We start from the raw sequence: 23,147 nt of genomic DNA on the forward strand, positions 1-23,147 counted from the left end.
GCTCGTCTCCCGGGCCGCCGAACGGTTCAGCCCGCGGGTGCGGGTACGGGTAGCGGTGCCGGGGCCGGCGCCGGGCCGCGCCGGACCGGCGGCGCCCAGGTGACCACGGCTGCGCAGAGCGAGATGGCGAGCGCCAGCAGGGCGAAGGTCCGGGTGCCGCCCAGCGCGCCGAGCAGCGCGCCGCCCACCAGCGGGCCGAACGGCTGGACCAGGGTGGACAGGAAACCGGCGGCGCTCTGCACCCGGCCGATCCGGTCGGGCGGCGCGGCGAGCAGCATGCCGGAGACGAAGCCGATGCTGGCGACCGTGGACAGGCACATGCACACCGCGCACAGCAGCCCGATCAGCAGCGGGATCCGGGTGAGCACCAGCACCCCGGCGGTGGCCGCGGCCGCCCAGCAGCTGAGCGCCACCAGCCTGCCGTCGCGCACCCCGGGGCGCGCCCCAGAGCGCGCCCTGGCCTCCAGCCTCGGGGCGAGCAGCGCGCCGGCCAGGGCGCCGGCCGCGGTGCAGGAGACCACGGTGCCGCCGCCGATCCCGGAGCGGCCGCCGTCGGAGGCCACGGCCAGGGTGGTGAACATCAGCGCGCTGAACGCGAAGTTCATCCCGAGTCCGAAGATCAGCAGCAGGGTGCGCAGGTAGGGCTGGCGCCAGATGAAGCTGAGCCCGGCGGTCAGTTCGCCGCGGCTGAACGCCGCGCCGCTCCTGGCGGCGGGCACCGAGCGGGTGCGCATCAGCGCGACGCAGACGGTGGAGAGCAGCAGCCCGACGCCCTCCGCGAGGAACGGCAGCACCGGGTGCCAGGCGAACAGCGCGCCGCCGGCGATCGGCCCGACCAGCCGGGCGGCGGCGCCGCGCGCCTGCATCCGGGACGAGGCCGCGCGGACCTGCTCGCGCGGCACCACCGCGCGCAGCAGGCCGCCGGCGGCGGGCCCGTAGGCGCTGGTGATGAGCGCCCCGGCGGCGGCCACCAGCAGGACCAGCGGCAGCGGGGTGTGGCCGCGCAGGACGGCGATCACCAGCGCGGTGACGGCGAGCAGGCTGCCGACGTCGCACACCCGCATCAGCCGGCGCCGCTCGACCCGGTCGGCGAGGACGCCGCCGGGCAGCATGGTGAGCAGCAGCGCGCCGATCGAGACGGTGCCGATGGCGCCCGCCTGGGCGGCCGATCCGGTCTCCCGAAGGACGAGCAACGGCAGAGCGATCGAGGCGAGTTGGGAGCCGAGCGAGGCCATCAGGCCGCCGACCCAGAGCAGCCGGAAGTCCCGGTTGCGGGAAAGCGAGGTGGGCTCCATGGCCGTCCTCCGGGGTGGGGGGTGGAATCGGGCCGGGGCGGCCCCGCACCGGCGGGACCGCCCCGGAAGCCAATCACTGCCCGGCGGCCGGGGGCGGTGGTGCGCCCGCCCCCGCGCCGGACACCTTTGACCTGCCGCTGATCAGGCGGAGGTCTCGGCGGAGCTGACGTAGCTGATCAGGCTGAAGCAGCTGCCGTCGGAGGCCTCCTGGAGGACCTTCATCGCCTGGAGGTCCAGGACGTTGGCGGCGTGCGCCTGCACCTCCGGGGTCTCCTCGCTGTCCTCGCCGACGATCGGGTCGATGTTCTCGGCCATGGCTGAACTCCTCTCGCTGGGTTGATCGGTGGGGGTTCGACGGGTGGTGGCCCGCCGTGGTGAAGACGTTAGGCAGGAGGGGCTGCGCACGGCCTGCGAACCGGTACGGCACCGGTATGGCCGCAGTTCGGGGCGCCGGCGGCGGCGCATCCCGGCCCGCCTAGCCCGCCCGGCGGGCCCGCGCACCCGCTCCGGGCTGCGGCCATACCGCCGGCAAGGCGGCTGTGAACCGGGCCCGAAGCCGGGCCGGGGAGCCTGGCCCGGCACGCCCGCACGCCCGGTTCCGTACACACCCCGACTCCGCGCACTCTCCAGCCTCATACGCCCCCAACCCCACGCACGCCCCGATGCACTCCCCGCACCGCGAAGGACTAGCGAAGGACTGCCACCATGCCCTGCCCGCTCTGCGCCCAACTCGCCAGCACGAACGACCAGTTCTGCCCCGCCTGCGGCACGCCCCGGGCCGCCGCCCTCGACCTGGCCGCCGAGGAGCGCAAGCTGGTCACGGTGGTCTTCTGCGACCTGGTCGACTCCACCGCCCTGTCCGGCGCGCTCGACCCGGAGACGCTGCGCGAGGTGATCCTGCGCTACTTCGAACGGATGCACCGTCAGATCGAGGCGCACGGCGGCACCTTGGAGAAGTTCATCGGGGACGCAGTGATGGCGGTGTTCGGCGTCCCGGTGATCCGCGAGGACGACGCCCACCGGGCGCTGGCCGCCGCGCTCGCCATGCTGGAGGACCTGGAGGACCTCAACACCGAGCTGGACGCCACCCTCGGGGTCCGCCTGGACGTCCGGATCGGTGTCAACACCGGTCAGGTGGTGGCGGGTTCGGACGCCTCCGCGCGCCAGGCCCTGATCTCCGGCGAGACCGTGAACATCGCCGCCCGGCTCCAGACCCAGGCCGCCCCCGGCCAGGTGCTGATCGGCCCGCAGACCCTGCGCGCGGCGGGGCCGGCCGCCCAGGTGCACGAGGTCGGCCCGCTGCGGCTCAAGGGCAAGACCGAGCCCGTCACCGCGTACCGGCTGGTCGGGCTGGACGAGGACGACCCCGAGCTGCTGCGCCGCTTCGACGTCCCGCTGGTCGGGCGGGAGCGCGAACTCGCCCAGCTGGACGCCGCGCTGGCCCGGGTGGCCGGCGGCCAGGGCGCCGAACTGCTGCTGGTCGTCGGCGAGGCCGGGATCGGCAAGACCCGGCTGGTGCGCGAGTGGCAGGAGCGGACGGGCCGGCACACCGCGCGCTGCGGCACCGGCCGCTGCCGCAGCTACGGCGAGCAGGGCGTCCTGACCCCGCTCGCGGAGGCCGTCGGGGCCCTGCTCGGCGGCCCGGGGACGCCCGCGCCCGCCGAGGCGCTGGACCGGCTGGCGCAGGCCACCGCGCCCGGGGTGAGCGCCGAACAGTCCCTGGACCGGCTGGCCGCGATCCTGCGCGGGCGGACCGTCGAGCGCCCGGCCGTGCTGGTCCTGGACGACTGCCAGTGGGCCGGCCCGGTGCTGCTGGACGCCGCCGAACGACTGGTCGCCGCCCTCGGCCCGGCCCCGGTGCTGCTGCTGTGCCTGGCCCGGCCGGAGCTGCCGGCCTCCCGCCCGGAGCTGCCGGCGCTGCCGGTCGGCGGCCTGTCCTGGGACGAATCGGCGCTGCTGGCCGCCCAGTTGACGGAGCTGAGCGCCCACCAGGACACGGTGCCGACCCGGCTGCTGGAGCGGGCCGAGGGCAACCCGCTGCACCTGGAGGAACTGCTGGCCGCCCTCACCGAGGCCGACGGCCCCGCCCTCGCCGACGAACTCCCGCCCACCGGCCGGGCGCTGCTCAGCGCGCGGATCGACGACCTGGAGCGCGACGAGCGCACCACCCTGGACCTGGCCGCCGTGCTCGGCCGCGCCTTCACCGCCGCCGAACTCGCCCAGCTCGCCCACGGCGGCGCCGACCAGGACGCCTTCGCCGACCCGGAGGACGACGTCTTCACCGGCCCGTTCGACGGCCTCCCCGGCCTGCCCGCGGGCGACGACACCCCGCCGCGGCTGCACGCCGCGCTGGCCCGGCTGACCGAACGCCGCCTGGTCGAACCGGCCGGCACCAGCTTCCGGTTCAGCAGCGGCCTGGTCCAGGAGTCGGTCTACCAGTCGATGTCCAAGCGGGCCCGCGCCGAGCGCCACGAACGCGCCGCCGACCTGCCGGCCGTCCGCGCCGCCGGGGACGCCGCCGTCGGCGGCCACCTGGAGCGCGCCCACCGCTACCGGCTCGAACTCGGCCTGCTGGACGCCCGGACGGACGCCCTGCGCACCCGCGCGGCAGCCGCCCTCGGCGTGGCCGGCGCCCACGCCCTCGCCCACGCCGACCTGCCCGCCGCCACCGACCTGCTGGAGCGCGCCGTCCGGCTGCACTACCCGAACGAGCGCACCGCCGGCCCGGCGCTGCGCCGCCTCGGCGAGGCCCGGCTGGCACTCGGCCGGGCCGACGAGGCCCTGCCCGTCCTGGCGCAGGTCCGCGACTCGGCCGCCGACCCGCTGGACGCCGCGCACGCCCGGCTCGCGCTGGCCGCGCGCGGCCTGCCGCCCGGCCCGGAGCAGCCCGCCGCCACCGCCCGCGCCGTCCTCCCGCTCTTCATCGACCTGCGGGACGACCTGGGCCGGGCCCGGGCCGGGCTGCGCCTGGCCGAGGAGCACCTGCTGGCGGGCCGGCACACCGAGGCGGAACGGCTGCTGGACGACGCCCTCGACCACGCCGCCCGCACCGACGCCGAGCTGGACCGGGCCGCCGTGCTGGCCGCGCTGGCCGCCTCCCTGCTGGCGGGCCCCGAGCCCGTCCCGAACGCCGTCTTCCGGCTGCGGGCCCTGCTGGCCGGGCACGGCGCCGGCCACCGGACGGTGCGGGTCGCGCTCAACGGCCCGCTCGCCGTCCTGCTCGCCCTGCGCGACCGGCCCGGCGAGGCCGAACTGCTGCTGGCCGAGGCCAACGGCCTGGCGGGCGAACTGTCGCTGGCCGACGCGATGATCTCGCTGCCGGCCCTGACCGCCCAGGCCGCGGCGGCCACCGGCCAGACCGCGCAGGCGCTGGACCTGCTCGCCGACGCCGCCGAGGTCGCCCGCCGGCTGGGCAACTCCGCCCCGCTGCCCCGGCTCGCCCTCACCACCGCCCGCGCCCTGCTGGACGCCGACCGCCCGGGCCCGGCCGCCCGCCACCTGGACGGCGTCGACGCCGCGGCCGCACTGCCGCCGGTGCTGGCGATCGAGCTGGACGCGCTGCGCGGCCGGCTCGCCGCCTCCCGGGGCGAGGCCGACCAGGCGCAGGAGCTGACCGCGTCCGCCGTGCAGGCCGCCGAGGCCACCGAGTCGCTGCTGCTCCAGGCGCTCACCGCACTGGACCGCGCCCACGCGCTGCTGCTGCTCGACCGGCGTGCCGAGGCCGCCGTGGCGGCAGCCACCGCCCGGGACCGGTTCGCCGCCAAGGGCCACCTGCCGGGCGTGCGCCGGGCCGAGCGGCTCGGGGGCACCCGGTGAGCGGCCCGGCCGGCCTCACCTGGAGCCTGCGCGGCCGGGCCGCCGCGGACCTGCCGGTGCTCGCCGACACCACCGGCCCCGACACCACCGCCCACGACACCACCGGCCCCGACACCACCGGTCCCGACGGCGGCGGCACCGGCAAGGGCGTGCGGGTGTGCGTCGTGGACTCCGGCATCGAGCCGGACCACCCGCTGGTCGGCCCGCTGAACGGCTCCTGGGTGGTCGTCAAGGACCCGACGACCCGGGAGCTGGTGGTCCGCCCCGACCGCACCGGCGACACCTGCGGCCACGGCACCGCTTGCGCGGGCATCATCCGCCGCACCGCCCCGGACTGCGAGCTGTACAGCGTCCGGGTGCTCGGCGAACGCTTCACCGGCACCGGCGACATGCTGATCACCGGCCTGCGCTGGGCCGTCGAGCAGGGCTTCGACGTCGTCAACCTCAGCCTCTCCACCACCCGGACCCGCTTCCTGGAGGAGCTGCACGCGATCGCCGACGACGCCTTCTTCGCCCGCACCGCGATCGTCGCCTCCGCCCACAACACCCCGGTGGAGAGCTACCCCTGGCGGTTCTCCTCGGTCATCTCGGTCGGCAGCCACCAGGAGGAGGACCCGGCCCTGCACCTGTACAACCCGGCGCCGCCGGTCGAGTTCTTCGCCCCCGGCCAGAACGTCCGGGTCCCCTGGCTCGGCGGCTCCACCATCCGCACCACCGGCAACAGTTTCGCCACCCCGTACGTCGCCGGGCTGTGCGCCCGCATCCTGTCCGGCCACCCGAGGCTGACGACCTTCCAGCTGAAGAGCGCGCTCTACCTCACCGCAGCCAACGTCCAGGTCGGCCCCGGTGCCGGTCCTCGCCGTCCCCCAGGCGGGAGTTCGACGACCGGGCCCACCCCGTCCACCCCCATCACGGAGGCGCCCGATGACCCTCAGCACTGATCCCGCCGTCGACCCGCTGGCCCGCGAGCTGCTGCAGTCCGTGGTGGACGTGGCCCGAGCGATCTTCGGCGCCGAGGCCGGCTCGGTCTGCCTGCTCGACGAGGCGGCCGGGGAGCTGGTGTTCCAGGCCGTCTCGGGGCGCGGCGAGGAGTCCCTGGTGGGCCGCCGCTTCCCGGCGGGCAGCGGCATCGCGGGCTGGGTCGCCGCCTCGGGCGAGCCGATGGTGGTCGACGACCTGGGCGCGAACCGCACCTTCGACCGGGCCTTCGCCGAGTCCACCGCGTACGTTCCGAACGCGCTGATGGCGGCGCCGCTGACGCACGGCAGCAGGGTGCTGGGCGTCCTGGAGGTGCTGGACCCGGCCCCGCAGGCCCGGTCCAGCCTGCCCGAGCTGGACCTGCTCGCCCTGTTCGCCCGCCAGGCCGCCGCCGCCCTGCGGGTCATCGCCGAGCGCTCCCCGGCCCCGGCGGCGGTGCCCGACCGCGCCGCCGCCCTCGACCTGCTGGCCGACCTGGAGGAGCTGCTGCGCCGTCAGCCCTGACGCGGCGCCGACCTCGCGATCGATCCGCGCTCCAGTGCCGCGTACACCGCGCCGTCCGGGCCGACGGCGATGCCGTGCGGCTCGGCGGCCGGGCCGGGCAGCCGGTAGCCGTCGAGCTGCCCGTCCGGGCCGAGCACCCCGATCCGGCCGACGCCCCACTCGGTGAACCAGAGCCGGCCGTCCGGGCCGCAGGTGATCGCGTGCGGCCGGGCCGCCCGGTCGGCCAGCGGGTACTCGGTGACCTCGCCGTCCACCGTGATCCGGCCGACCAGCCCGCCGCCGATGCCGACGTACCAGAGCGCACCATCCGCCCCGGCGGTGATCCCGACCGGGGCGGTGCCCCCGGTCGGCAGCGGGTGGACGGCCACCTCGCCCCCGACGGTGATCCGGGCGACGGCGTCCGCCTGGTTGAGCGTGCACCAGAGCGCGCCGTCCGGGCCGGCCGTGATGAGCGACGGGAAGGCCCCGGCCCGCGGCAGCGGGTACTCCGTCACCTCGCCCTCGACGGTGATCCGCCCGATCCGGTCGGCGTTCAGCTCGGTGAACCAGAGCGCCCCGTCGGGCCCCGCCGCGATCCCGTACGGCCCGGCGCCCGCCGTCGGGACGGCGAAGGAGCACGCCTTCCCGTCGGTGTCGATCCGCCCGATCCGGTGGTCGCGCATCCGGGTGAACCAGAGCGCGCCGTCCGGGCCGACGGTGAGCACCGCGGGCCCGCACTCCGGCGCCCCGAGGCCGTAGCGCTCGACCGTGCCGTCCGCCGCGAGCCGTCCGATCTCCCCGGCGTGCACCAGCGTGAACCACACGCCCCCGTCCGGCCCCACGGCGACGCCGTACGGCCCGGCCCCCTCCTCGGCGACCTCGATCAGCTCCACGATCCGTGTCATGCGAACCCCCGTCCTCACTATTGCGACTTCCGTCGCATTAGCGATCCTCGCACGCCCTCCCCGCCCCCGGCAACCGGGTTACACCCCGTTCCCCGCACGGCGGGCGGCCCGCGGGGCGGGGACGCCGCGCAGGACGGAGATGATGCCCACGCCGGCGGCGCACACCGGGACGGCGAGCAGGGCCCCGAGGATGCCGGCGATCCCGGAGCCGGCCACCACCGCGACCATGATGGTGGCCGGGTGCAGCTCCACCGTCCGGCTCTGGATGAGCGGTTGGAGGACGTTGCCCTCGAACAGCTGGACCGCCATCACCACGCCGAGCGCCCACAGCGCCGTCCCGATCCCGCCGTCGGCAAGCGCGACCAGCACGGACGCCGCCCCGGACAGGAAGGCCCCGACGAACGGGATGTAGGCGCCCATGAACACCAGCGCACCCAGCCCCGGCGCGCCGGGCACCCCGAGCGCCACCAGGCCGATGGTGATGAAGGTGGCGTCGATCAGCGCGATCAGCGAGGTGCCGCGCATGAAGCCGGCCATCGCGTCGAAGGCCCGCTCGGCACACGCGATCACGGTCTCGGCGCTGCGCTCGGGCAGGTAGGAGCGGATCGTGTCGCCGGTGCGGTGGCCGTCCCGGAGGAAGAAGAACACCAGGGCGAGCGCCAGCACGCCGCCGGCGATCAGCTGGGTGGCCAGCCCCAGCCCGGACAGCACGCCGTTGGTGACGGTCGAGACCAGCGAGTTGGTCTCCCCCTTGGCGTTGTCCAGCGCGTGCCGGATCTTCTCCCCGGTCGGGCCGAGCCACGCGGCCAGCTGGTTGCCCGCCTGCTGGAGGGACTCGGCGATCTGCGGGGCGCTGTGCACCAGCGCGTTGACCAGCAGCGCGATCACCCCGCTGACGGCCGCGACCAGCAGCACGCAGGTGAGCCCGGCGGCCAGCCCCCGGCTCACGCCCCGCCGGACCATCCACGGCACCGCCGGGTAGAGCAGCGAGGCCCCCAGCAGCGCCAGCACCACCGGCACGGTGGCGGCCCGCAGCTCGACCAGCGCGAAGACCAGCAGCGAGGCGAGGGCCAGCAGCAGGATCACCGCCGCCGACCAGGCGGCCGCCTGCCGGACCACCGGCGGCAGCATCAGGTACGGCCTGCGGGGGTCCGGCGCGGCCCCGCCGACGAACCGGGGTTCCGCCGCCGGACCCTCCCCGGCCGGGTGCTCCTCGGGCACGGCCACCTCCGCCTGGGTCGTCGACGAGTCCGAATCGCCCCGTCTCGGCGGACGGTCCGTCGGCGTGCCCGCCTCCGGCCGTCTCTCCGGCGACAACGGCACACCGCCGTCCGGCCGATCAAGGGTGGAGCCGATTCAATCCGCCCCCGTCCGTCGCGTACAGAGCAGCCGGTGGAGCTCACCTCATCGGACGAAGCGCCCTGGCGGACGCGTTCGAGCGCCGGACCTCAGTTCGCCTCGAAGCGGCCGCCCCGTCCCCCCCGAGCGGCCGCCCCGGTTCAGCCGGTCGGCACGCTCAGCGGCGGCCGTCCAGGACGGCGCGCAGCACGCCGATCCGGTTGCTGGTGATGGAGGCGACCCCGGTGTCGCGCAGCCGGCGCATGGTGCGGCGCAGGTCGGCGGTCCAGGTGGAGACGGCGAGCCCGGCGTCCGCGGCGGCGGCGGTGAACTCGGGGGTGACCAGGCCGAACGGCGGGTTGAGGTAGCGCGGGCGCAGGTCGTCGAGCAGGGCGCGGACGGGCAGCCGGGGCTCCTTCCAGGTGAGGGCGATCTCGGCGCCGGGCGCCAGCGCGCGGACGGCGAGCATGGCGGTGGCGGGGCCGCAGAAGGAGACGATCCCTTCGGCGTCGAGCTCGCTGACGACGGACCAGGTGGCGGCGACGGGGCCGGGGTCGTCGAGGTCGATGAGCAGCCGGGGGCCTCCGGCGGCCGCGACGACCTTGATCGTCTCGGCGAGGGTCGGGACGGCGAGCGGCCCTCGGCGCAGTTCGTCGAGCTGCGCGGTGGTGACCCGGCCGATCGACCGCGGGTCGCCCCAGAGGCGTTCCAGGGTGCGGTCGTGCAGCAGGACGGGCACCCGGTCGCGGGTGAGCTGGACGTCCACCTCGACGGCGTCGGCGCCGGCGGCGAGCGCGGACTCGACGGACGGCAGGGTGTTCTCGCGGTGGCGGTACGGGTCGCCGCGGTGCGCGACGGCGAGCACCCGGCGGCGCTCGGCGGCCGGTTCCCCGACCGCGCTGACGGCGCTCTGGGTGGTCGGCAGATGCGGGTGGGACATCCCGGGCGGGGCCTCTCGTTCGGAACCGGTACGGACGGGGCCCGACGCGCCGTCGGCGCGCGGCGCCCGGTGGGGCGTGCCGTGCGGGTCAGGCCGGGCCTAACGCCGCTCGATCATCACATTGGTGGACTTGATGACCGCGGTGGCGGGGGCGCCGGGGACGAGGTTCAGCTCCTCCGCCGACTCCCGGCTGATCAGCGACACCACCCGGAAGGGCCCTGCCTGGACCTCCACCTGGGCCGCGACGTCGCCGAGCACCACATGGGTGACGATCCCGGGGAAGCGGTTGCGGGCCGAGGACGGACGGCCCTCGGCCTCGGCGTTCTCCGGGCGGGCCAGCTCACGGGCGAAGGCGGCGAGGTCGACGCCGGGGATGATCCGGTGGCCGTGCTCGTCCCGCTCGGCCGCGACCCGCCCCGCGTCCACCCAGCGCCGCATGGTGTCGGCACTGACCCCGAGCAGCGCCGCGGCTTCGCCGATGCGGTACGGGTTGACCGGCGCCTCGGACTGGCCCATGTGCGACTCCTGACACTGACTCGGGGACTGCCCCCGGGGCTGACTCGGGGAACGTGGGACGGGAACAACGTGGGACGGGAACGGGGACGCCGCACGCGCGGCGGGCCGTCGCCGTCATCCTGCCGTACCGGCGGCCGGGGCCGCCAAGCGAGGCGGGTCAGGACTCGCCGAAGAGGTCGCGGCGCACCGCGTCCCCGGCGGTGAGGACGGCCCCGGCCAGCACCGCGCCGCCGCCCGCCGCACCGGGCCGGACCTCGGTGCGCAGCGGGGACAGCTCGGCCAGCCGCCGTTCGACCCGGCCGGCCAGTTCGGCGCCGCCGGCCCGGCCGAGCTCGCCGCCGAGCACCACGCACCCCGGGTCGAGGACGACGCAGATGCTGGCGGCGCCGACCGCGATCCGCGCGGCCAGCTCGTCCAGGAACGGCCCGCCGGGCCCGTCCTGGCCGAGGGCGTCCAGCGCGGCGCGGACGGCCGCCTCGGCGGCGGGGGCGTCCCCGGCGGCGCCGGCGGGCAGCCCGTGGGCGCGGGCGAGCTCGCAGACGGCGGCGCTGCCGACCAGGCTGTGGAAGCCACCGTCGCAGCCGGTGGCGCTGGGCAGGCCGCCGGTGCCGGGGACGGGCAGGAAGCCGATCTCGCCGGTGCCGCCGGAGAAGCCCCGGCGCAGCCGGCCGTCCAGGACGACGGCGGCGCCGACGCCGTGGCCGAGCCAGAGCAGCACGAAGGTGTCGCGGTCGCGGGCGGCGCCGATCCGGTACTCGGCCCGGCCGGCCAGGTTGACCTCGTTCTCCAGGATCACGTCGGTGCCGGGCAGCCCGCGCAGTTCGGCGAGCAGTTCGGCGTGCCAGGCGGGGAGCTTCCCGGTGCTGTTGAGGCGCCCGGTGGCGGGGTCGACCAGCCCGGGGGCGCCGACGGCGACGGTGTGCAGGCGTTCGACGCCGACGCCGCGCGCGGTGTCCAGCAGGGTGCGCACCAGGTGCCCGGCGGTGTCGGGCGTCCCGTCGCCGTGGACCGGGACCTCGGCGCTGGCGAGGGTGCGCCCGGTGAGGTCGGCGACGACCAGGCTGACGCCGCCGGAGCGCACGTCGAAGGCGGCGAGGTGGGCGCGGGAGGCGATCAGCGCGTAGAGCCGGGCGTTGGGGCCGCGCCGCTGTTCGCCCCGTTCGCCGACGACGGCGACCAGGCCGGTGCGCTGGAGGCGGTCGAGCAGGTCGGCGACGGTCGGCCGGGAGAGGCCGGTGAGGTCGCGCAGCTCGGTCGCGGTCAGGGGGCCCTGTTCGAGGAGCAGGTTGAGGGCCAGCCGGTCGTTGATCGCCCGGGCGGTGCTCGGCGTGGCCGTGCGCGCGGTGGTCATGGCGGCTCATCCTTCCAGAGTGTTTCTATCAGGGTCCCTTCCTGATAATTTTATCGAACCATCCGCCGGACGGCCGTCGCCGCCGCGCGGACCGAACGGCCTGCACGTAGACCACCCTCAGGCACGTCAGAACCACTGCCGGGCACGTCAGACCACCCACCAGCACGTCAGACCACCCACACAGGGCACCGTCGCGCCGCCCCGCCTGCGCGACCCGGGAGGGAACGCCGGATGAGCACGACCGCACACTCACTGGAGCCACTGGCCTCCCCACGCCGGGCCAGGGCGGGCATCGCCCTGGTCTTCGGCGTGCACGGCGCCGTCAGCGGCAGCTTCGTCACCCGCATCCCGTGGATCCAGGACCGCCTCGACCTCTCCCCCGGCCAGCTCGGCCTGGCCCTGGTGATGCCCGCCATCGGCTCCTCCCTCGCGATGCCGCTGGCCGGCCGGTTCGTCCACCGCTACGGCGGGCGGGCGGCCGTCCGCGGACTGATCTCGCTCTGGTGCCTGGCCCTCGCCCTGCCCGCGCTCGCCCCCTCGCTGCCGGTGCTGTGCGTGGCGCTGCTCGCGTACGGTGCCTCGGCCGGGATGGCGGACGTCGCGATGAACGCGCAGGGCGTGGAGATCGAACAGCGGCTCGGCCGCTCGATCATGTCCGGACTGCACGGGATGTGGAGCGCGGGCGGGCTGCTGGCCTCCGGCTTCGGCATCCTGGCCGCCCACCTCGACCTCGACGCCCGGCTCCAGCTGGCCGTCACCGCGCTCGTGCTGCTCGTCCTCGCGCAGCCCGTCTGCCGGAACCTGCCCGACCTGCGGGCGCCGGAGGGGGCGGAGGAGCCGCCGCGGTTCGCGCTGCCGCCGCGCAGCTCGCTGGTGATCGGACTGGTCGGCTTCTGCGCCGTCTTCGCCGAGGGCGCCTCGATGGACTGGAGCGGCGTCTACCTGCGCGACGTCACCGGTGCCTCGGCCACCATCGCCGCCGCCTCCTACACCGCCTTCTCGCTCACCATGGCCGTCAGCCGCCTCTGCGGCGACGCGGTGGTCCGCCGGCTCGGCGCCGTGCGCACCACCCGCCTCGGCGGCGCCGTCGCCACCGTCGGCGGCCTGCTGGTGGTGGCCGCCGACAGCCCGGCGCTCGCCATCCCGGGCTTCGCCCTGATCGGCATCGGCATCGCGGTCACCGTCCCGCTGGCCTTCGCGGCGGCCGGGCGGATCGGCAGCAACCCCAGCCAGGCCATCGCGGGCGTCGCCACCGTCACCTACACCTCCGGCCTGGTCGCGCCCGCGATCATCGGTGCCCTCGCCCAGGCGACCTCGCTGACCGTCTCGTTCGGCCTGGTCACCGCGCTCGCCTTCGCGCTGCTGCTGAGCGCCGGGGCGCTGCGCCGGGCCGAACGCAATTCCCCCGGATCCGGTGCCGAGGACGCGGCCGCGATGCCACCGGGCGGCGCGTCCGCAAAGGACCTCTCGGCGATCTGAGCCGGGGAATTCCCAGGAATTCCCCCCTCCCCCTCGCCCCTCCTCCCGCCGACCGCCGACCGCCGGGCGCATTCCGCGCCCGGCGGTCCCGCGTTCCCCGGGGTGAACCCGGTGCGCCACCTCCGGGCGGCGCCGCCCGGAGGTGGCCGCCCCGAGGTGGCCGCCGGCTGCCCGCACGAGTTCGTCACCTGCCCGGGCGCGCCGCACAACCTCTTCGCGCCCTCCGCCGTCGAATGTTCGGACGCGGCCCGGGACTCCTGGCGACGTCTGCTGGGATTCCTCGCCGACCGCTCCGCGCAGACCGCTCCGCATCCGCGACCCCCCGGAGGACGCTCTGATGTCCCGCCTGTCCCGCCCGTCCCGTCTGTCCTGCCGCTACCTCCTGCCCCGTCGTGCGCGGCTCGCCGCCGCCACGGCCGCCCTCGCCACCGCCGCGGTGGCGCTCACCGCGCCGCCCGCCCCCGCGGCCACCCGCGCCGCCGACTTCGGGCCCGCCGAGATCCGCACCGGCATGTACGCGGGCCCGAACGACCTGTGCCTGGAGGTCGCCGACTGGCGCACCGACGACGGCGCCCCGGTCCGGATCTGGACCTGTACCGGCGGCGCCAACCAGCAGTGGACCCAGAGCGCCCGCGGCTGGGTGAACCTGAACAGCGGCAAGTGCCTGGACATCCCGGCCTTCAGCACCACCTGGGGCACCCAGGCCGACCAGTGGACCTGCGACGGCGGCGCCAACCAGAGCTGGAGCGACCCCCCGGCCAGCCACCCCGGCACGCCCCGCCGGATCGTGAACGGCTACAGCGGCCTCGTCCTGGACGTCTCGGGCGGCGCCCTGACCGACGGCACCCCGGTGATCCAGTGGGGGTTCCACAGCGGCGACAACCAGTTCTGGCACTACAACCCGGAGAAGCCCCCGTACAGCTGACCGCGACCGCCCTCGACGGCCGCGGAGGGGCACCGGTTAGGCTCGGCCGGTGCCCGCACCCGTCACGCCCCCGCCCGCAACGGCCGCACCCGCGACGCCCCCGCCCGCCGTCGAGCCGCCGCCGGCCGGCCGCGCGCCGCGTTCGCCGTGGTGGCGGTTCGCGCTGCTGGTGGTGCTGCTCGGCGCGGCGGCCGGATCGCTGCTGCTGTGGAGCCCGACGGCGCTGCTGAACGGCGGCCTCGCCGACCGGATGCCCGGGTACTGGTTCGCGCCGCTGTTCGCCACCGTGTACGCGGTCGGCACGCTCGCCTTCGTCCCCCGGCCGGCGCTGAACGCCGCCGCCGGGCTGCTGCTGGGCATCCAGCAGGGCGTGCTGCTGTCGGTGCTCGGCACCACGCTGGGCGCGGCGATGGCCTTCGGGCTCGGCCGGGGCCTCGGGCGCGAGGCGCTGCGGCCGTACCTGCGCGGGCGGGTGCTCGGCACGCTGGACCGGCGCTTCACCGAGCAGGGCTTCCGCAGCGTGCTGGTGCTGCGGGTGCTGCCGGGCATGCCGTTCCAGGCGGCCAACTACGGCGCGGCCTTCTCCGGGGTGCGCTTCGCGCCCTTCCTGTTCGCCACCGCGATCGGCGTGGTGCCGACCACCGCGGTGTACGTGACGGCGGCGGCCAGCGCGGGCGAGCCGGGCTCGGCGGCCTTCCTGGTGTCGGCCGGGGTGATCGCGCTGCTCGTGCTGGGCAGCGTGGTCGGGCTGTGGCGGGCCGCGGCCGCCCGCCGCCGCGCACCGGCCGCCTGAGCACCTAAGCGCCTGACCGCCACACCCCCCTGACCGGCCGAGATTCCGAGGCACTCGGGGGGCGCTCGACAATTCGCTCGCGCCCGCCGGTCGGTGGGCACCAGGATGTCCCGCATGACCGAACTCTCCCCGCGGGTCGACCCGCCGATGGCGGCCGACGAGACCGCCATGCTCACCGCCTGGCTCGACTACCACCGCAGCACCCTCGCGCTCAAGTGCGAGGGCCTGACCGACGACCAGCTGCGGCTGCGCTCCGTCCCGCCGTCCGCCCTCTCGCTGCTCGGCCTCGTCCGGCACATGGCCGAGGTGGAGCAGTACTGGTTCCGGACCGTCCTGCACGGCGACGAGTCCGCCGAGAACCACTACTGGACGGAGGCCGACGAGGACGGCGACTTCAACGGCGTCGACACCGCCGACGTCGCGGCCGACTTCGCCACCTGGCGCGCCGAGGTCGAGGCCGCCCGCAGCGCGGTCGCCGGCCTGTCGCTGGACACGGTCGGCAAGAAGCTGCGCCGCGGCGAGGAGGTGACGCTGCGCTGGATCCTGGTCCACATGGTCGAGGAGTACGCGCGGCACAACGGCCACGCCGATCTTCTGCGCGAACTGGTGGACGGCAATACCGGCGGGTGAAATCGTTTCCGCATTGTTGACAGAAGGTCAATTGCGCGGTGACCGCGACCGATATGGTCTACGCGCGCAACCGTACGGCTCACCGCCGCGTCGCTGATGTTGCCCGGGTTCGCCCGGGTTTCCGGCGCGGCGCGACTCGTACGGGGGGCGCGAGCGGGCACGGGACCGGTGAACAGTGCGATACTCGGACAGTTCCGACGAGTGGATGACGTGTCAAAAAGGACACGCGACCCCGGGGGACCAGGACGGGACGAGGCAGGGAGGCGCGGCATGGGAGCACTTCGCGACGAGCACCACAACGGGTGGCTGATGCCCTCGGGAAACTACCCCGCCGCGGTGTACGAGGACGAGTGGGTCGATCAGGAGACGATGCCGGCCGCGCCCGCGCCCGCGAAGATCGTCTCCCTGCGGCCGACCGGTTTCGAGGCGGCCCGCACGGTGGGCGAGCACATCCGGGCGAGCATCCCGGTGGTCATGGACCTCACCGAGATGAACGAGGCCGAGGCCAAGCGGATGGTGGACTTCGCCTCCGGGCTGATCTTCGGCACCCAGGGCGGCATCGAGCGGATCGCCCGCCGGGTGTTCCTGCTCACCCCGGCCGACGTCGAGGTCATGGTGATCGACCGCCCGCTCGACGAGACCGGGTTCTACAACCAGAGCTGATCCGGGCGGCGCACGGCCCGACCGGGCTGAACCGACCGAGCTGAACCGGCCGCACGACTGCGGCACCCCGACCGGGGACGGCACCCGCCGTCCCCGGTTTTTGCTGCCCCGGCTGCGGCGATCGACGCCTCATTCGAGACGCCCACCATAATTTTGAGACATCCATGTCTCACATGACCTAGACTGGATTCATGGCCACCGATCGCGACACCGTCCTGGAAGCCGCCGTCGGCGTGCTCTCCCGCCGCCCGACCGCCCACCTGGACGAGATCGCGCGCGCCGCCGGGATCAGCCGCGCCACCCTGCACCGGCTCTTCCCCGGGCGCGAGGCCCTGATCCGCGAGGTCGGCCTGCTCGGCCTGCGCCGGTTCGCCGCCGCCCTGGACACCGCCTCCGTCGAGGACGGCGACGCCGAGGCCGCGCTGCGCCGCCTGGTCGACGCCGCCGTCCCGGACGCCACGCTCTGCGCCTTCCTGGCCGGCGAGAACCAGCTCTACGACGACGACAGCATCAACGACCTCTGGGAGCTCCAGATCGTTCGACTGCACGCGCTCTTCCTGCGCGGCCAGCAGCAGGGCACGTTCCGCATCGAGCTGAGCGCCGCCTGGCTGAGCGAGGCCTTCTTCGATCTGGTGGCCGGCGTCGGCTGGGCCATCCAGGACGGCCGCCTCGCCCCGCGCGACGCCGCCTTCTCGCTCGCCGAGCTGTTCCTCGGCGGCGCGCTGCGCCGACCGGACGCCGCCACTCCCCCGCCCACAGCACCTTCGGCCCGCACACCGGAAACCGATATCCCATGAGTAAGCGAAGCGAACGAATCATCAGCGGGTGCGCATTGCGCGAAGCGCCTGCCGAGCGAAGCGAGGTGGGCGCATGAGCAGTACCGTCCTTGCCAGCCCCCGCCAGCGCTGGACCGGCCTCGCCGTCCTCGTCCTGGCCGTCACCGTGGTCGCCCTCGACGCGACCGTCCTGTCCCTCGCCATCCCCTCCATCAGCGAGACGCTGGAGCCCAGCGGCACCCAGCTGCTCTGGATCGGCGATTCCTACTCCTTCGTCCTGGCCGGCCTGCTCGTCAGCATGGGCTCGCTCAGCGACCGGATCGGCCGCAAGAAGCTGCTGCTGATCGGCGCGGCCGCCTTCGGCGCCGCCTCGCTGCTCGCCGCCTACGCGCCCAGCGCCGGCTGGCTGATCCTGGCCCGCGCGCTGCTCGGCGTCGCCGGCGCGACGATCATGCCCTCGACCCTGTCGCTGATCCGCGGCCTCTTCCCGGACGACCGGGAGCGGGCCACCGCGATCGGCATCTGGGGCGCGGCCGCCACCGCCGGCGCCGCGCTCGGGCCGGTGGTCGGCGGGGTGCTGCTGGAGCACTTCTGGTGGGGTTCGGTGTTCCTGCTGAACATCCCGATCCTGCTCCTGCTGCTGGTGCTCGGCGCCTGGCTGCTGCCGGAGTCCAAGGACCCGAAGCCGGGCCGCTGGGACGTGCTGAGCGTCGCCCTGTCGATGGCCGGGGTGATCGGCACGGTCTACGCGATCAAGGAGGCCGCCGCGCACGGCGTGGCGCGCTGGGACGTCCCGGTCGCCTTCGTGCTGGGCGTCACCGCGCTGACCGTCTTCGTCCGCCGCCAGCTGCGGCTGGAGACCCCGCTGCTGGACGTGCGGCTGTTCCGCGACCGGCGGTTCACCGCCGCCGTGCTGGCCTCGCTGATCGCCCTGATCGGCCTGTCCGGGGTGGTCTTCGTGACCTCGCAGTACCTCCAGCTGGTGCGCGGCTACGAGCCGCTGCGGGCCGGGATGGCCGAGCTGCCGGCCTTCGTCGGCGCCGTCGTCGGCGGTCTGCTGACGGCCCGGCTGGTGCGGCGCACCGGCGCCCGGGCGGCGCTGACCGGCTGCCTGCTGGCCATGGGCCTCGGCGTGGGCATGCTCGGCTGGCTCCAGCAGGACACCACGTACCTGCTGCTGGCCGCCTCCTTCCTGCTGGTCGGGACGGCGGAGGGCGTGGTCTACACGCTCGGCGCCGACCTGGTGCTGAGCGCCTCACCCGCCGACAAGGCCGGCGCGGCCTCGGCGGTCTCGGAGACGGCGTACGAGCTGGGCACCGCGCTCGGCATCGCGCTGGTCGGCTCGGTGGTCGGCTCGATCTACGCCGGCGGCCTCGTCGTCCCGGCCGGGACGGACCCGGCGGCCGCGGCGCGGGCCGGCGAGTCGCTGGGCGCGGCGGTCGAGACGGCGCACGCACTGCCGCAGGGCGTCGCGGAGCCGCTGCTGGCGAGCGCCCGGGAGTCCTTCACGCACGGCATGAACAGCGCCGGCCTGCTGGCCGCCGTCCTGCTGATCGGCGCGGCCGCGATGGCCTGGCGGCTGCTGCGCGGCCTGGACACCCCGACCAGCGCGGTCGCCGAGGTCACTACGGCCACCGCGGTCGAGGTGCCCGCTCCGGAGAAGCCGCAGAACCCGCAGAAGTCGGAGAAGGTCGACGCGTAAGCACGCCCGACTCCCCCTGCCACCGGCGGGAACGGCCACGGCCGTTCCCGCCGGTGGCGTATCGCGGGCCGGGCGAACGGAACCGGGGCGGCCCTGGCGCAGGAGCATGCGATGTTCAAATGTCTGATGTTTGTATAGGCTGCCCCCATGACACGCATCAGCACACCGCGTAGGACGGCCAGCCTGTCCGCGCAGCTCGTGGACAGCCTCCGCTCGCACATCGAGGCGGGCGGCTGGCCGGTGGGGACGCGGATCCCGCCGGAGCAGGTCCTCGTCGAGGAGCTCGGGGTCGGACGCAGCACGCTGCGCGAGGCGATCGGCGCGCTCGTGCACCTCGGCCTGCTGGAACCCCGGGCCGGGGACGGCACCTACGTCCGCGCGTCGAGCGAGCTCCAGTCGGTCATGGTGCGGCGGGCGAGCTCCGCGCGGCGGGACAACGTCCTCGAACTGCGCACCGTCCTCGAGGAGTACGCCTCGGGGGCCGCCGCCCTGCGGCGCAGCGAGGACCAGCTGCACCAGCTCAGGGAACTGCTGGCCGACGCCGACGCGGCCTGCGCCGGCGAGGACAGGTCCGCGGCCATGAGCGTCGACGCGCTGTTCCACCGGGCCGTCGTCCGGGCGAGCGGGAACGACCTCCTGATCGAGGTCTACGACTACCTCGGCACGGCCCTCACCTCCGCCCTGGGAGGCCTGTCCTGGGACGCCACCGCCGCCGAGGAGCACGCCGGCCTGCACCGGCGACTCGTCGACGCGATCGAGGCCCAGGACGAGAACGGCGCCCGCACCGCGGCGGCGGCGATCGTCCGGCTCACCCACGACCACGAGGTCCAGGCACCACTCACTTCCACCGGCCCGGCCTCCACCGAAGAATGAGGACCGCCCGCCCGTTGCCCAGGCCTTCGAGGCCGTAGAGGAGAACGAGGAGAACACCGATGCCCGTCTTACCGCCCCCGGCCGACGACCTCGACGCACGCACCGCCCAGCGCACCGCCCACCTGTACGCGACGGATCCGCAGTTCCGCGCCGCCGCACCCCTGGACTCCGTCAGCGAGGCGATCCGGCGGCCGGGCCTGCCGCTCGCCGACCTCGTGGCCACGGTGATGGAGGGGTACGCGGACCGCCCCGCCCTGGGCGAGCGCGCCACCGAGCCGGTGACCGACCCGGACAGCGGCCGCACCACCCTGCGCCTCCTGGACCGGTTCGACACCGTCACCTACGGCGAACTGTGGGAGCGCGTCGGCGCGGTGGCCTCCGAGTGGCGCCACCACCCCGACCACGCCGTGGGCCCGGGCGACTTCGTCGCCGTCCTCGGCTCCACCAGCCCCGAGTACGCCGTGCTGGACCTCGCCTGCGTCCGCTCCGGCGCGGTGGTCGTCCCCCTCCAGGCCGGCGCCTCGGCGGAACACCTGGCCCCCGTCGTCGCGCAGACCGGACCGCGTCTGCTGGCGGTGGACGTGGCACACCTGGACGTCGCGCTCCGGATCGCGGCGGACGCCCCGTCACTGGGCAGGATCGTCGTGCTCGGCCACCGCCCGGAGGTCACCGACCACCAGGAGGCACTGGACTCCGCCCGCGGACGGCTCGCGGCGCAGGGCCGGGGCGTCACCCTGGACGCGCTGGCGTCGGTCGTCGAGCGGGGCAGGAGCCTGCCGCCGCTCCCCCGGGCCCCCGAGGGCTCGACGGCCGACACGCTCAGCGCGCTGATCTACACCTCGGGGAGCACCGGCACCCCCAAGGGCGCCGTGTACACCGAACGTCTCGTCAAGCACTTCTGGATCGACTTCGTGCCCGGCCAGGGGCCGCAGCCGTCCATCGTGCTCAACTACCTGCCCCTGAGCCACATGATGGGACGGGGCGTGCTGTTCGGCACGCTCGCCAAGGGGGGCACCGCCCACTTCGTGGCGTCGAGCGACCTGTCGACCCTCTTCGAGGACCTCTCCCTGGTCCGGCCCACCGAGTTCATCCTGGTGCCCCGCATCTGCGACATGCTCTTCGAGCGCTACCGGAGCGAGGCGGGGGGCGACACCGCCGCGCAGGCGGACCGCGCGAAGGAGGAGCTGCGGGAGAAGACCCTCGGCGGCCGCCTCCTGTGGGCCACCTACGGCTCGGCCCCGATGAGCGCGGAGCTGGCGGCGTTCCTGGAGAGCTGCCTGCAGATCAGGGTGTTCAACGGCTACGGGTCGACGGAAGCCGGGCTGGTCTCGCTCGACGGCCGGGTACTGCGCCCGCCGGTGACCGACCACCGGCTGGCGGACGTGCCCGAGCTGGGGTACTTCCGCACCGACTCCCCGCACCCCAGGGGCGAACTGCTGGTCAAGTCGGAACGCCTCGTTCCCGGCTACTTCCAGCAGCCGGACGCCACCGCCCAGGTCTTCGACGAGGACGGCTTCTACCGCACGGGCGACATCGTGGCCCTCACCGGCCCCGACGAGTTCGTGTACGTCGACCGCCGTTCCAACGTCCTCAAACTGTCGCAGGGCGAGTTCGTGGCCACCTCCCGGCTGGAAGCCCTCTTCACCGACAGTCCGCTCGTCCGGCAGGCCTTCGTGTACGGCAACAGCGCCCGCGCCTACCTGCTCGCGGTCATCGTGCCCACCCAGGAGGCGCTCGACCTCGCCGCCGGGGACGGCCCGCGCCTCAGGTCGCTCCTGCGAGAGTCCCTGCACCGCCTCGCCACCGAGGCGGGCCTCAACTCGTACGAGATCCCACGGGACTTCCTCATCGAGACCGAGCCGTTCAGCCAGCAGAACGGGTTGCTCTCCGGCGTGCGCAAGCTGCTGCGCCCCGCGCTGGCGAAGCGCTACGGCGAGCGCCTCGAAGCCCTGTACGCCGAGCTGACCGAGCGCGAGGGCGACGAACTCCGGGCACTGCGCCGGCTCGGCCCGTCCCGGCCCGTACCGGAGACCGTGTGCCAGGCCGCCCGCGCGCTGCTCGGCAGCCGGCAGGACGATGTCCACCCCGGGACGCGCTTCCTCGAACTCGGCGGTGACAGCCTCTCCGCGCTGTCGTTCTCCCAACTGCTCAAGGAGGTCTACCGCGTCGACGTCCCCGTCGACGTCGTCATCAACCCGGTCAACACGCTCCAGCGGGTGGCCGACCACATCGAGAACGCCCTCGCGTCGGGCGACCGGCGCCCGACCGCCGACCAGGTCCACGGACCGGGCGCGACGCGGCTCCTGGCGGGCGACCTGACCCTGGACGCGTTCCTCGACCCGGGGACCGGGACGCGGACCGGCAGGCCGAGGGGCCCGCTGCCCGAGGCGCGGACCGTCCTGCTCACCGGCGCCAACGGCTACCTGGGCCGCTTCCTGTGCCTCGAATGGCTGGAGCGCGTCGCGCAGCGCGGCGGCACACTGGTCTGCGTGGTCCGCGGCGCCACCGACGAGTCGGCCCGGGCGCGGCTCGACGCGGCCTTCGACAGCGGCGACCCGGAGCTCCTCCGGCGCTACCACGGCCTGGCCGCCGCGCACCTGGAGGTGGTCGCCGGCGACGTCGGGGAGCGCGACCTCGGGCTCGACCGGGAGACCTGGCAGCGGCTGGCCGACACCGTGGACCTGATCGTCCACCCGGCGGCACTCGTCAACCACGTCCTGCCCTACGACCAGCTGTTCGGCCCCAACGTGCTGGGCACCGCCGAACTGATCAGGCTCGCGGTCACCTCCAGGGCCAAACAGTTCACCTACCTGTCGACGGTCGCCGTCGTCTTCGACTCCGCGGCCGCAGCCGACGAGGACGCGGACATCCGCACCGCCTGCGGGACGCGCGACCTCGGCAGCGGCTACGCGAACGGCTACGCGGCCAGCAAGTGGGCGGGCGAGGTACTGCTGCGCGAGGCGCACGACGCGTTCGGCCTCCCGGTCGCCGTGTTCCGCTCGAACCTGATCCTCGCCCACCCGCGCTACCGGGGGCAGCTGAACGTCCCGGACGTGTTCACCCGCCTCCTGCTGAGCCTGCTGGCGACCGGCATCGCCCCCGGCAGCTTCTACGCCCGGGGCACCGGTGACGGCGGCGGCCACTACGACGCGCTGCCCGTGGACTTCACCGCGCAGGCCGTCGCCGCGCTGGGCGACGACACCCGGGAGGGGTACCGGACCTTCAACATCGTGAACCCGCACGAGGACGGAATCTCCCTCGACACCTTCGTCGACTGGCTGGTGGCCGCCGGACACCAGCTGACGCGCATCCACGACTACGACGAGTGGCTCGACCGCTTCGAGAGCGCCATACGCGCCCTGCCCGACCGCCAGCGACAGCACTCGCTGCTCCCCCTGCTGCACGCCTTCGCCACGCCGTCGGAGCCGCTGCCCGGATCCGCCCTGCCGGCGGACCGGTTCCGCGCGGCGGTCCGGGCCGCCGCCCTCAACGAGGACAACGACATCCCGCACCTGTCGCGGGACCTGATCACCAAGTACGTGGCGGACCTCCGGGCGCAGCACCTGCTGTAGCCGGTCCGCCCTCCTCCTTCGCACCCACCTCCGCACCCGCCGGTGGCGTACCGCGTGCCGGGCGGCCGGAACCGAGGCCACTTCAGGCCCGGAAACGTCCGATGTTCAAATG

At 75.1% G+C, this 23,147-nt stretch carries 19 protein-coding genes; 12 read left to right on the forward strand and 7 right to left on the reverse strand.

Annotated elements, in window-relative coordinates; all coding sequences use genetic code 11:
• Positions 1–26: 26 nt before the first annotated feature.
• A complete protein-coding gene (locus OG556_RS03345; protein ID WP_371515766.1) occupies positions 27–1,295 on the reverse strand; it encodes an MFS transporter in 1,269 nt (422 codons plus the stop codon).
• A gap of 141 nt (positions 1,296–1,436) precedes the next feature.
• Positions 1,437–1,610 (reverse strand): hypothetical protein, encoded by a 174-nt coding sequence (locus tag OG556_RS03350; protein ID WP_350879764.1) that lies wholly within the window; start codon positions 1,608–1,610, stop codon positions 1,437–1,439.
• A gap of 390 nt (positions 1,611–2,000) precedes the next feature.
• Between OG556_RS03350 and OG556_RS03355 the strand changes: the two genes are divergently transcribed.
• From OG556_RS03355 to OG556_RS03365, 3 genes are read left to right on the forward strand one after another with little or no spacing between them, the layout of a single operon-like run.
• Positions 2,001–5,111: an adenylate/guanylate cyclase domain-containing protein gene (locus tag OG556_RS03355; protein WP_371515767.1), complete on the forward strand. Its 3,111-nt coding sequence runs from the start codon at positions 2,001–2,003 to the stop codon at positions 5,109–5,111.
• The gene (locus tag OG556_RS03360; RefSeq protein WP_371515768.1) at positions 5,108–6,052 is read left to right on the forward strand and encodes a S8 family serine peptidase; all 945 of its coding nucleotides are present in this window, start codon (positions 5,108–5,110) and stop codon (positions 6,050–6,052) included. The genes OG556_RS03355 and OG556_RS03360 overlap by 4 nt, the downstream gene beginning before the upstream one ends.
• Positions 6,036–6,593 (forward strand): GAF domain-containing protein, encoded by a 558-nt coding sequence (locus tag OG556_RS03365; protein WP_350879761.1) that lies wholly within the window; start codon positions 6,036–6,038, stop codon positions 6,591–6,593. Before OG556_RS03360 ends, OG556_RS03365 begins: the two co-directional genes overlap by 17 nt.
• Here the strand turns inward: OG556_RS03365 and OG556_RS03370 are convergent.
• The 5 genes from OG556_RS03370 to OG556_RS03390 form a co-directional block, all read right to left on the reverse strand.
• Entirely contained in the window at positions 6,584–7,477 is an 894-nt protein-coding gene (locus OG556_RS03370; protein WP_371515769.1) for a virginiamycin B lyase, read from the reverse strand. The two genes, OG556_RS03365 and OG556_RS03370, sit on opposite strands and share 10 nt — an antisense overlap.
• Positions 7,478–7,555: 78 nt before the next feature.
• Positions 7,556–8,698, reverse strand: a complete 1,143-nt coding sequence (locus tag OG556_RS03375; RefSeq protein ID WP_371515770.1) for an AI-2E family transporter — start codon at positions 8,696–8,698, stop codon at positions 7,556–7,558.
• 295 nt (positions 8,699–8,993) lie between these two features.
• Entirely contained in the window at positions 8,994–9,755 is a 762-nt protein-coding gene (locus OG556_RS03380; RefSeq protein WP_371515771.1) for a glycerophosphodiester phosphodiesterase, read from the reverse strand.
• Positions 9,756–9,854: 99 nt separating this feature from the next.
• Positions 9,855–10,271, reverse strand: a complete 417-nt coding sequence (locus OG556_RS03385; protein WP_208869038.1) for a molybdopterin-binding protein — start codon at positions 10,269–10,271, stop codon at positions 9,855–9,857.
• Between the two features lie 157 nt (positions 10,272–10,428).
• Positions 10,429–11,622 (reverse strand): ROK family transcriptional regulator, encoded by a 1,194-nt coding sequence (locus tag OG556_RS03390; protein WP_371515772.1) that lies wholly within the window; start codon positions 11,620–11,622, stop codon positions 10,429–10,431.
• Positions 11,623–11,853: 231 nt separating this feature from the next.
• Here OG556_RS03390 and OG556_RS03395 point away from each other — a divergent pair, with 231 nt between their 5' ends.
• The 9 genes from OG556_RS03395 (at position 11,854) to car (ending at position 23,035) form a co-directional block, all read left to right on the forward strand.
• Positions 11,854–13,101, forward strand: coding sequence for an MFS transporter (locus OG556_RS03395; protein WP_371515773.1), 1,248 nt, complete (start codon positions 11,854–11,856; stop codon positions 13,099–13,101).
• A gap of 337 nt (positions 13,102–13,438) precedes the next feature.
• On the forward strand, positions 13,439–14,026 hold the full coding sequence (locus OG556_RS03400; protein WP_371515774.1) for an RICIN domain-containing protein: 588 nt from the start codon (positions 13,439–13,441) through the stop codon (positions 14,024–14,026).
• A 49-nt stretch (positions 14,027–14,075) separates the two neighbouring features.
• Complete coding sequence (locus tag OG556_RS03405; RefSeq protein WP_371515775.1) at positions 14,076–14,819, forward strand: TVP38/TMEM64 family protein; 744 nt, start codon at positions 14,076–14,078, stop codon at positions 14,817–14,819.
• Between the two features lie 114 nt (positions 14,820–14,933).
• On the forward strand, positions 14,934–15,449 hold the full coding sequence (locus tag OG556_RS03410) for a DinB family protein (protein WP_371515776.1): 516 nt from the start codon (positions 14,934–14,936) through the stop codon (positions 15,447–15,449).
• Positions 15,450–15,719: 270 nt separating this feature from the next.
• Entirely contained in the window at positions 15,720–16,112 is a 393-nt protein-coding gene (locus OG556_RS03415) for a cell division protein SepF (protein WP_363584675.1), read from the forward strand.
• A 191-nt stretch (positions 16,113–16,303) separates the two neighbouring features.
• Positions 16,304–16,909 carry a TetR/AcrR family transcriptional regulator gene (locus OG556_RS03420; RefSeq protein WP_371515777.1) on the forward strand — a complete coding sequence of 202 codons (606 nt, stop codon included), beginning with the start codon at positions 16,304–16,306 and terminating at the stop codon, positions 16,907–16,909.
• Positions 16,910–16,982: 73 nt separating this feature from the next.
• The gene (locus OG556_RS03425; RefSeq protein ID WP_371515778.1) at positions 16,983–18,590 is read left to right on the forward strand and encodes an MFS transporter; all 1,608 of its coding nucleotides are present in this window, start codon (positions 16,983–16,985) and stop codon (positions 18,588–18,590) included.
• 147 nt (positions 18,591–18,737) lie between these two features.
• Positions 18,738–19,463, forward strand: coding sequence for a FadR/GntR family transcriptional regulator (locus tag OG556_RS03430; RefSeq protein ID WP_371515779.1), 726 nt, complete (start codon positions 18,738–18,740; stop codon positions 19,461–19,463).
• 59 nt (positions 19,464–19,522) lie between these two features.
• Entirely contained in the window at positions 19,523–23,035 is a 3,513-nt protein-coding gene (gene car, locus OG556_RS03435; RefSeq protein WP_371515780.1) for a carboxylic acid reductase, read from the forward strand.
• Positions 23,036–23,147 lie beyond the last annotated feature (112 nt).

The sequence above is a fragment of the Kitasatospora sp. NBC_01300 genome, from assembly GCF_041435235.1.
Classification (GTDB): Bacteria; Actinomycetota; Actinomycetes; order Streptomycetales; family Streptomycetaceae; genus Kitasatospora.